The organism is Arthrobacter pullicola, assembly GCF_014836875.1.
GTDB classification, from domain to species: Bacteria; Actinomycetota; Actinomycetes; order Actinomycetales; family Micrococcaceae; genus Arthrobacter_B; species Arthrobacter_B pullicola.
Genome location: NZ_JACSQC010000009.1, coordinates 90,034 through 99,528, shown reverse-complemented (window position 1 = coordinate 99,528; position 9,495 = coordinate 90,034). Strand labels below are relative to the sequence as shown.

At 65.2% G+C, this 9,495-nt stretch carries 10 protein-coding genes and 1 tRNA gene; 9 read left to right on the top strand and 2 right to left on the bottom strand.

The window, feature by feature from the left end; all coding sequences use genetic code 11:
• The first annotated feature begins 123 nt into the window (after positions 1-123).
• From H9638_RS16070 to H9638_RS16055, 4 genes are all read left to right on the top strand, one after another.
• Entirely contained in the window at positions 124-810 is a 687-nt protein-coding gene (locus tag H9638_RS16070; RefSeq protein WP_191749121.1) for a class F sortase, read from the top strand.
• Between the two features lie 71 nt (positions 811-881).
• A complete protein-coding gene (locus H9638_RS16065) occupies positions 882-1,448 on the top strand; it encodes an RNA polymerase sigma factor (protein ID WP_225217536.1) in 567 nt (188 codons plus the stop codon).
• A complete protein-coding gene (locus H9638_RS16060) occupies positions 1,432-2,142 on the top strand; it encodes an anti-sigma factor (RefSeq protein WP_191749117.1) in 711 nt (236 codons plus the stop codon). Before H9638_RS16065 ends, H9638_RS16060 begins: the two co-directional genes overlap by 17 nt.
• A gap of 45 nt (positions 2,143-2,187) precedes the next feature.
• The gene (locus H9638_RS16055) at positions 2,188-2,967 is read left to right on the top strand and encodes a M50 family metallopeptidase (RefSeq protein ID WP_225217535.1); all 780 of its coding nucleotides are present in this window, start codon (positions 2,188-2,190) and stop codon (positions 2,965-2,967) included.
• A 12-nt stretch (positions 2,968-2,979) separates the two neighbouring features.
• On the opposite strand, the gene H9638_RS16050 is transcribed toward H9638_RS16055, so the two are convergent.
• The gene (locus tag H9638_RS16050; protein ID WP_191749115.1) at positions 2,980-3,468 is read right to left on the bottom strand and encodes a DUF3224 domain-containing protein; all 489 of its coding nucleotides are present in this window, start codon (positions 3,466-3,468) and stop codon (positions 2,980-2,982) included.
• A gap of 121 nt (positions 3,469-3,589) precedes the next feature.
• Here H9638_RS16050 and H9638_RS16045 point away from each other — a divergent pair, with 121 nt between their 5' ends.
• Positions 3,590-4,852: a glycosyltransferase 87 family protein gene (locus tag H9638_RS16045; RefSeq protein ID WP_191749113.1), complete on the top strand. Its 1,263-nt coding sequence runs from the start codon at positions 3,590-3,592 to the stop codon at positions 4,850-4,852.
• Here the strand turns inward: H9638_RS16045 and mptB are convergent.
• Positions 4,815-6,353, bottom strand: a complete 1,539-nt coding sequence (gene mptB, locus H9638_RS16040) for a polyprenol phosphomannose-dependent alpha 1,6 mannosyltransferase MptB (protein WP_191749111.1) — start codon at positions 6,351-6,353, stop codon at positions 4,815-4,817. The two genes, H9638_RS16045 and mptB, sit on opposite strands and share 38 nt — an antisense overlap.
• 251 nt (positions 6,354-6,604) lie before the next feature.
• Between mptB and H9638_RS16035 the strand changes: the two genes are divergently transcribed.
• The 4 genes from H9638_RS16035 (at position 6,605) to H9638_RS16020 (ending at position 9,456) form a co-directional block, all read left to right on the top strand.
• Positions 6,605-7,252: a hypothetical protein gene (locus H9638_RS16035; protein WP_191749109.1), complete on the top strand. Its 648-nt coding sequence runs from the start codon at positions 6,605-6,607 to the stop codon at positions 7,250-7,252.
• Positions 7,253-7,317: 65 nt separating this feature from the next.
• The gene (orn, locus tag H9638_RS16030; protein ID WP_191749107.1) at positions 7,318-7,935 is read left to right on the top strand and encodes an oligoribonuclease; all 618 of its coding nucleotides are present in this window, start codon (positions 7,318-7,320) and stop codon (positions 7,933-7,935) included.
• 141 nt (positions 7,936-8,076) lie between these two features.
• Positions 8,077-8,149: transfer RNA gene (locus H9638_RS16025), tRNA-His, on the top strand.
• A 149-nt stretch (positions 8,150-8,298) separates the two neighbouring features.
• Positions 8,299-9,456: an acyl-CoA dehydrogenase family protein gene (locus H9638_RS16020; RefSeq protein ID WP_191749105.1), complete on the top strand. Its 1,158-nt coding sequence runs from the start codon at positions 8,299-8,301 to the stop codon at positions 9,454-9,456.
• Positions 9,457-9,495 lie beyond the last annotated feature (39 nt).

Below are 9,495 nucleotides of genomic sequence, written 5' to 3'. Positions count from 1 at the left end.
CCCCCCCCCCCCCCCCCCCCCCCCCCCCCCACCGCACCCCGCGGCGCTCCGTTCGTAGAAGACCGGCCGATCGAAGATCCGCAGGCAGCGCAACAACAAACGCGAACAGAACAGGACAGGTAAATGCATCGACCCGGGAGTGCCCGCCGATATCTCGCAGCCGTGGTGCTGGCGGCTGCGGCAGCGGGACTGGGAGCCTGTGGCTCGGCACCTGCCACCGGCGGTCCGGCGGCGTCCACGGCAGCTTCCACCGCCCCGTCCACGCCGGCGCCGGCAGCACCACAGTCGGGTCCGGGCAGCGCATCAGGCGCTGTCCCGTCGGAAATCCCCATCCGCCAGACCACTCCCGAGGCCGTGGACGTCCCGCCGCAGCCGGTCCGGGTGCAGGTTGAAGGGACCGGAATCGACCTTGAGGTAGTCCCCACCGGAGTGGAGGACAACGGTGCCATGACCATCCCGGACAACCATTACCAGGCCGGCTGGTACCGCTACGGCCCCCGACCCGGACAGCCGTCCGGATCGGCCGTCCTGGCAGCCCACGTGGATTCGCGGACGGAGGCACTGCCCATTGCGGGACTGAAGGATGTCCCCGCGGGAACCAAGGTGACTGTGACCCTGGAAGACGGATCCGCCGTCGTCTATCAGACCGAAAAGGTAGAGAACATCGCTAAGCGTTCCCTCGACGGACACCGTCTCTTTGACCGCACGGGGAGCCCTCTCCTGAAACTGGTGACCTGTGGCGGCAGGTGGCTCGACACGGAAGACGACTATGAAGATAACGTTGTACTCACGGCTGCGCCGCTATCATAGGGACATTCCGCAGCACCTCCGGCAATACGTTTCACACTGCAAAGCTGGCCAACGGCAGGAGAATGTCCCAGATGTCATCCGGTGCCCCCGAGTGGGACGACGTCCTCGACGGGGCTTTCGCCGCTGGTGAGGAGGCAGCACTCGCTGAGGCGTACCGCCGCTTCGCGCCGCTGATCCGCACCATGGCGCTTCGGCGCCTGCTGGATCCCGCAGCAGCGGACGATGCGGTGCAGGAGGTCTTTATCCGTGCCTGGCGTTACCGGGAAAGTTATTCACCGGACCGTTCAACCCTGGCGGCCTGGCTGGTTGGAATCTCCCGGAACGTGGCAGTAAGCATGACAACGTCGCGGATACGGGAAGATGATGTGCTTGAGGGTGCCGCCGCCCGTGACCAGCGCGTTCCTTACCTTGTGCCGGATCCGGAGGGCGTGGCGGACAAAGTGGTGCTCGACGCCGAACTCACCCGCCTGGGCGAGCCGCAGCACTCCATCCTTCGGATGGCCTTCCACGAAGACCTGACCCATCAGCAAATATCGGAGCGGCTCAAATTGCCCCTGGGAACCGTTAAGAGCCATATCCGCCGGGGACTCATCCAGCTGCGGCAACGATTGGAGGTAAGCGATGCACCTGCACGATGATGCATTGGCTCTCCTCGCACTGGGTGAGGCACCAACAGCGGAGGAGGCCTCCCATCTGGAAGGCTGCACCCGCTGCCAGGCAGAGGTAAATTCTTACGCCCGCGTGGTCCGCGCCGGGCGCAGCCGGGAGACAGTCGACGGCTCCGTACCACCCCCGGAGGTCTGGGAGCACATTCACGGCACCCTTAACCTCGGCGCGGAAGTGCGCCGGGACCCCTTGGCCGATAGCCAGCCGGAGCCGCCGGTTTCCCTGGACAGTAAACGCCGCCGCCGGGCTGCCGGGTGGCTGGCCGCAGCAGCCGCCGGCGCCCTGATCGCAGGAGCCGCAACCTGGGGAATTGTCCGCAGCCAGGTACCACAGCCGGAAGTCCTTGCGTCAACTGCGCTCGAGCCGCTGCCTTCCTACAGTGATGAGGGAACGGCAACCGTCGATCAGCTGCCCGATGGTGAGCGGGAGCTCATTGTTACGGCAAGCAGCAGCCAGGCGGAGGGCTACCGCGAAGTCTGGCTGATCTCGCCGGACATCACCTCCATGGTGAGCCTGGGCACCATGGAGGGGCGCGAAGCACGGTTCCGCATCCCTGCGGGCCTTGACCTGTCTGCTTTCCCGATTGTCGACATCTCGGATGAGCCGCTTGACGGGAATCCCGAGCATTCGGGTAAATCGATTCTTCGTGGCCAGCTGGAGCTCTGACAGACATTCCAGCACCACGGCCAGGGCAAGCATCAAGGAGCGCACTTGACTAGGGTCCTGCCGCCCACATTGAACGGCACCAGCGCATCCGGCGGCGACAACGGCTGGCTGGCAGAACTGTGGTCCCGCATCGCCGGTGGATTTATGCGCACCGGGCCCCTGGAAGCACCGCCGTGGGTTCTGGTCGCCCTGATCGCCGGCGCCGCGGTCCTGTCCGTTCCGCGGGTCACCTGGCGGTGGTTCGGCCTGTACGTCACCTTCGTCCACGAACTCGGGCACGCGTTCGCAGCCCTGATGGCAGGGCACCGCATCTCCGGAATCGAGCTGCGCTTTGATCACTCCGGACAGATGCGGAGCCTGGGGCGCGGAGGAATCGGCGCGGTGTGGGCGGGTTTCTGGGGATACCCGGTCCCGGCCGTCACCGGGCTGGCATTGATTTGGGCGGCCAGCCAGGGATGGGCGACGGCGTCGCTGTCCCTTGGAGTACTGGTCCTCGCGGCGGCGCTGCTGTTCATCCGCAACCTGCAGGGCCTGGCCATTGCCGCCGGATGCGCTGCCGCCGCCGTCCTGCTGATCTGGTTCGTCCCCGCCGAGCTGGCGGCCTACGCCGTCGTCACCCTCGGCATCGCCCTGGTCACCGGCGCAGTCCGGGACTGGATAAACCTCTTGAGCGTCCACACCCGCAGGCGGCACGCACTGTCCTCATCGGACGCCTGGATCCTGGCGCAGCGCACCGGCATCCCCGGTGCGCTCTGGCTCACAGCTTTTGCGCTGGTCATCGCCGTCAGCGCGGCGGGATCGCTGTGGTTGCTGGCCTCGCTGTAGCCGCTTCCCTCTTTAACGGGCTTCTGCCGCAGAATCATTGGCAACGGCACCATCTGAGCCGGCGCCGTGCTCCCCGTGGCCGGAGACCGGGCTCCCCGGCAAGGTGACGCGGAGTTCGAGGCGGTGCTGACCGTCTTCGGCCTGGGTGAAAATAGCTTTTCCGGAGATTCCCGCCAGTCCGCCGGTGCCGGACCCTGGGATGATATGCCCCGAGGAAGCCGTCGCCTCGCCTTCCGCCAGCCCCCAGTGCTGGATGACCATAGTGCCCTCGCGGCCCTCCACACTGCCGGCGAACACTTCGCTGCCGACGTAGCCGGCCCCGGCGGCATTGCCGGCGAGGAGCAGGTCGGCCACACTGGTTCCCGAGATGGCTCCCTCAAAGATTTTCACCGCCCGCACGGTCGAGAGTTCGCTGTTGGTTCCCTCCACGACATAGGGCGTGGGCTCCCATGATGAAACGTCGAAGTCGGCAGTGATCGAGTGTTCTGTTCCGTCGGACATATCTTCAGTATCCCGTGTCCGGGCACCAATTGCATGCCCATGTCGCGCCGACGGTACCCTTGTCGCTGGGGCGCCGCGGTTCGCGGGCCCTAAACGTTACGCTGAAGGAGAGCCACCACGCATGTCGTCCACACCGGAATCCGTTGAACCCCGGTACATGCGTACCTCCGTCCTGTGGATCAGTTTCGGCGTCCTTCACCTGCTGTTTTTCGGGCTGCTCAGTCCCCTGATTTTCACCGGTGAAGTCCTCAGCGACATCCAGTTCTACCGCCAGTGGGCGTTCGAAGGCATCAACAGCGGGCAGTGGCAGGGCATCAGTACAGCCTGGGTCTATCCCATCGGCGCACTGGTGCCGATGCTGCTGGCGGCGGTGTTCGGCTACGGCGCCTACCAGTTTGCCTGGTTCCTGATTTTCGCCGGCCTCAATGCGGCGGCCCTGGTGGTGCTGACCGGAAAGCCCACCCGCCAGCGGTTCACGGCTGCTTACTGGTGGATGGGCATCACCGCCCTGCTCGGCCCGGTCGCGGTCGGCCGGGTTGACGGGCTGACTGTTCCCCTGGTGATTATTGGAATGCTGCTGCTGGCCAGGCGTCCGGTGCTGGCCTCGGCGTTGCTCGCCGCCGCCACCTGGGTCAAGGTTTGGCCGGCTGCGGTTATCCTCGCCGCCCTGGCTGTCTCCCGCCGGCGTCTCACCGTCCTGGTAACCGGCGCCGCAGTGTCCGCCGCTGTGGCGGTGGTGGTCGCCGCTTCGGGCGGGCTGCGTTATCTGCTCAGTTTTGTCGGTGCCCAGGGAGACCGCGGCATGCAGCTCGAAGCACCGTTCACGACCCCCGGACTTTGGCAGGCCATTCTGGGCCGCTCCGGCGCCTACATTTTCGAAGACACCGTCATCAATACGCGCGAGGTCCGCGGCGCGTGGGGCGAACCCGTCGCCACGCTGATGACTCCCCTGCTCGCGTTGGCGGCCATCGCCGTCGTGGTTCTGCTGCTCTGGGCGCTCCGCCGCGGAGCCGACGCCGGTTCGCTGCTCGCCGCCGGCTCCCTGGCGCTGGTAGGAGCCTTCATTGTCTTCAACAAGGTTGGCTCGCCGCAGTTCATGCTCTGGCTTGGAGCGGTCGTCGCCGTCGGCGTTGCCTGGGAAGGCCGCGCCTGGCGTATCCCGGCTTTGATGATGATCCCGGTGGCCGCGCTGACGACGCTGGTCTACCCCATGTTCTACGCGGCACTGTATGACGATCTGAACGCCGGCGTCGCCGCGATGCTCACGGTCCGCAACCTGCTGGTGATGGCCCTGTTCGTCTGGGCCGTTATGCACATTGTCCAGCTGGCGCGGACCGGGCGGACCGTCAGTGAATCCGCAGTTCTCCCGGAGCAGGCTCCGTAAGCTTCTTGCGGAACAGCACCTTCGTCTTCGGGTCCAGGAAGATCAGGTAGAGGGCGAAGGCCACGGCCGTGACCGCTGCAATCTGGCGGGCGGCGCTGAGGCTGAATTCGAAGTACGGCCAGATGTCGAGCTGGTCGCTGATCGCGTAGACCATAAAGAACGAGACGAACAGGTACAGCGTCTTGACCTGCCAGTCGCTGCGGATCCCCGTGACGGCGAACAGCGGGATCAGCCAGACCACGTACCAGGACTGGATCATCGGCGCGAGCATCACAATCGCGGCAAACGCCAGCGCCAGACGGCGCACCAGGCGGCTGTAGTCGCCCACGAACATCAGCCAGAAAACGACCGCGAAGGATGCCAGGCGCCCGAGCAGATGCACGACGTCGGCGAAGGACCAGCCGGGCAGTCCGAGGGCGTTGCCCAGCGTGGCCACCACCAGCCCCAGGAATCCTACCGGCGCATACCAGATCCACACGCTTCCGGGCGTGCTCAGGGCACCAACCCAGCCGAACCCGAGTCCGTTGACCACACCCAGGATTGCCAGCAGTCCCAGCGACAGCCCTGCCGTGAGGAACCAGTACAGGAATTTCCTGGGCCAGGAGGCGCCCTTGCCAGCCCACATCAGGCCGACAAACGGCAGGAAAATAAGGGTGATCGGCTTGATCCCGATGGAGAGGGTCACCAGCAGAATGCCGCGGATAGCCCGTTTGGTCGCTGCGTAGTAGAGCCCGGCCAGGGCCAGGCCGATCATCAGCGCATCGTTGTGGATACTGGCGATGAAGTTGGTCAGGAACAGCGGGTTGGCTGCCGTCAGCCAGAGCGCACGGTTGGGGTTGATGCCGTGGAGTTCGGCGAGCTTGGGCACGTAGTAAACGCACATCGCCACGCCGATCAGCGCGATCAGCCGGAACAGCAGGATGGAGAACTCGGTTTGCCCGCCGGTAATCCGGACCACGATTTCCTCGAGCCAGAGGAAGATCGGCCCGTACGGAGTGGGGCTCTGCGCCCACAGATCGTCTGCGCCGAGCTGCAGGTAGTTCGAAATCTGTGAATAGCCGTCTTTGTACGGGTTAAGCCCGCTGACCATCACCAGGCCCTGGGCTATGTAGGCGAAGACGTCGCGGCTGAAAAGCGGCAGCGCCAGGGCCATGGGAGCGCCCCATGCCACAATCGCCTTCAACACGTAGGGCCTGGATTCGGGGCCCCAATCGCCGATCCGCTGACCGAACCGCAGCCAGGACCGGACCAGGAGCATACCGCCGACGGCAAGCAGGAACACCGACAGGACGGCGCCAACCGGTTCGAACCGCAGCCACATGATGAAGCTGACGCGGCGCAGTTCGTAGGAGGAGAGGGATAGCCACCCGACACCGAGAGAACCGGCGAGCATCAGCATCGAGCCGATGAAGCCTTGGAGGATCGCGACGTTGGGATGGTCAGCTTTCGCGTTCTCCGGTTTGGGAGACGAAGGCTCGGTCGCAGGGACCTGGGCGGTCATCGTGGGTCATTCCAATCTCTGGGTTGGTGCAGCTTTCCCAACGAACAGGGGCGTCAGTTCAGAGCACTCGCCGCCGGAGATCCGCTTTGGTGGAATGGACCGCCAGCGGGGCACGGCGGCTTCGTCAGTAGGCCAAATATTAGCATCGAGTCCCGGCAGCCCTCCGGACGCTGCGGCGCGCTTGCCGGAAGTGGGGCGCGGCTCACATACACTGGGGAAGTTGAGTCGGACGAGACAAGGCGGTAACGGCTGTGGGGCGCCACCGGGCAGAACCTGTAGGGAAACGTCGGGACCGGCGCGTCCCGAAACCGCGCAGCGGCCGTCCCAAACCCCGCCGCAATCCGGAACTGCTGGGCTGGGGTCTTTTCCTCACCGGGACCAGCGCTGTCTGCCTGCTGTGGGCCGAGGTTCCGCTTGCCCTGGCTGCCGGGTTGACGGCACTGCTCCTGGCTGCCTTCCTCACTGCCTGGTATCTGTCCGCGGGCGGCAGCACGACGGCGGCGGTCGGCTCCGAAACCGCCGGCAACCGTTCCAACCGCGCGGCCGCCTCTTTGGTGCCCGGCACCCCGGACCCCGGTGCCGCTCCTTCCGCACCCGAACCAAACTCCGCAGAACCATCGTCCCGCCGCTCCCCCGTGTCGGGTGCGGATCGCAGCACGGCAGCCGCCGTACCGGCCATTCCCCTTGCTCCCGAAGCGGTGCAGGAGTTCCTGGGCCTCCCCCGCCCCCGCCCGGCTGCCGCGGCTGCCGGGGGCACCAGCCGCTGGACGCGCACATTCGGTCCGCCGGAGACTGGTTCGCTTCCGCTGCAGCCCTATGTGCCTGCCCGCCGTTCCACTGTCCAGACAGCAGATCCGCAGGGGCAGGACCGCCGGCAGCGGAGCCATTCCAGCCACTAGTCCCGTGGGCGGGCCCGCTGGAGTGGCCTACCCGGCTGCGGGCAGGGCAGGGGTACATTTGTCTCGTGCCAATAACTAACGAACGCATTGTCTGGATCGACTGCGAGATGACCGGGCTGGATATCAGCGCCGATGCCCTTATTGAGGTCGCAGTCCTGGTGACCGATTCCGAGCTGAATGTCCTTGGTGACGGCGTAGACGTCGTCATCAAGCCTGAAGCGGCAGCACTGGAGCAGATGGGCGACTTCGTCCGCCAGATGCACACCACGTCCAAGCTCCTCGACGAGCTCCCTTCCGGGATGACACTCGCGGAAGCTGAGGCCGAGGTCATCGAGTACATCACCAAGTGGGTGCCGGAGCCGAAGAAGGCGCAGCTGGCGGGTAATTCCGTGGGGACGGACCGGATGTTCCTTGCCCGGGACATGCCCGAAGTCATCGACTACCTGCATTACCGGATCATCGACGTCTCCACCATCAAGGAACTGGCCCGGCGCTGGTACCCGCGCGCCTACTTCCAGGCCCCGCCGAAAAACGGCGGACACCGCGCATTGGGCGACATCAAGGATTCCATCAACGAACTGCGTTACTACCGCGCAGCCGTCTTCGTCCCCTCCCCCGGACCGGACTCGGCAACCGCGAAGAAGATTGCCGCAGAAGTGTCCCGGAGTGCCGAAATTGGTTAGCTGCGTCACATTTCCCGCCCAGGGCGGCACTTGTGTCAAGAGCACCCAAAAAACCGTGTAAGCTTATATCCGCTGCCTCAGATAAATGAGTTCGCAAAGTCCACTCGCCTGGAGTTTGGGAATGATATCTGAGTGCACATGGTGGGTATAGCTCAGTTGGCAGAGCGCCTGGTTGTGGTCCAGGAGGTCGCGGGTTCAACCCCCGTTACTCACCCAGATGAGGCTGGCTTCCAGCTTCGAAAGGCCGCCTCGGATATTTTCCGGGGCGGCCTTTCTACGTATATCTACTGCTGCCCGTACCGGGCAGTTCCCCGACGCCGGATGGCTCCCGCCCCGGACGGGATTATCTGAGGAGGCACCGTCTTGGAACGCAGGCTTTTCGACGAGGACCACGAGCTGTTCCGTGACCTGGCCCGCGAGTTCAACGTCCGCGAGATCGCTCCGGACTACGCCGTCTGGGACGCCGACCATATGATGCCCCGGAGGATGTGGAAGGCAGCCGGCGAACAGGGCCTGCTTGGGCTTGCGGTGCCCGAAGAATTTGGCGGCGCGGGAATGCCCGACTACCGGTACCGGGTGGTCCTGGACGAGGAGTTCGCCCGGGCGAACCACCTGGCCGTAGCACTGGCCTTCCACCTCCATGACGACCTCGTGCTGCCGCATCTGCTGGCCTACGGCTCCGAGGACCTCAAGGAGCGCTGGCTCCCGCAGATGGTCAGCGGAGACAAAGTCACCTCCGTGGCGTGGACGGAGCCGGGCGCGGGCAGCGACCTGCGCGGCATCCGCACCAAGGCGGTCCGGACGAACGACGGCGATTGGCTGCTGAGCGGCCAGAAGACCTTTATCGGCAACGGCATCAGCGGCGATGCCGCCCTGGTGCTTGCACGCACCGACGGCAGCACGGGCCGCGGCGGACGCGATTCCTTCAGCATGTTCATGGTCGAGAAGACGGAGGGTTACACCACCGGCCGTCAGTTGGACAAGATGGGCGTGAAAGCCTCGGACACTGCGGAACTCTACTTCGACGGCGTCCGCGTCCCTGCCGGAAACCTGGTCGGGGAAGAAGGCAAGGGGCTGGAGTACGCGGCCGGCCAGCTGCCCCAGGGCCGCCTGGCGATCGCCGTCGCCTCTTCGGCGGTGGCCCGCACAGTCTATGAAGCAACTCTGAAATATGTCGCTGAACGCAGCGCCTTCGGGGAGCGGATCGCTGACTTCCAGAACAGCCGGTTTGTCCTGGCCGATGTCCTCACCGAGGTGGAGGTCACCGAAGCCTATGTGGACTCAGCTGTCCGGGCCTTCAACGAGGGCACCCTGGACGCTGTCTCGGCTGCCAAGGCCAAACTGTGGGCCAGCGAAAGGGCCAAGTCCATCACCGACCGCTGCCTGCAGCTGCACGGCGGCTACGGTTACATCATGGAGTACCCGGTGGCCCAGGCTTTCCTCGCGGCGCGCCTGCTGACCATTTTCGGCGGTACCTCGGAGATCATGCGCGAAGTTATTGGCCGCAGCGTCACCGCCTGATACGCCTTCACCCCCTCGAAGAAAGAAAGAGCCCAGAAA

Bases quoted from the DNA above. Each gene is read 5' to 3' on its own strand.
- H9638_RS16065 (WP_225217536.1), top strand. From the start codon at position 882: ATGTCATCCGGTGCCCCCGAGTGGGACGACGTCCTCGACGGGGCTTTC.
- H9638_RS16070 (WP_191749121.1), top strand. From the start codon at position 124: ATGCATCGACCCGGGAGTGCCCGCCGATATCTCGCAGCCGTGGTGCTG.
- H9638_RS16060 (WP_191749117.1), top strand. From the start codon at position 1,432: ATGCACCTGCACGATGATGCATTGGCTCTCCTCGCACTGGGTGAGGCA.
- mptB (WP_191749111.1), bottom strand. From the start codon at position 6,353: ATGACCGCCCAGGTCCCTGCGACCGAGCCTTCGTCTCCCAAACCGGAG.
- H9638_RS16045 (WP_191749113.1), top strand. From the start codon at position 3,590: ATGTCGTCCACACCGGAATCCGTTGAACCCCGGTACATGCGTACCTCC.
- H9638_RS16050 (WP_191749115.1), bottom strand. From the start codon at position 3,468: ATGTCCGACGGAACAGAACACTCGATCACTGCCGACTTCGACGTTTCA.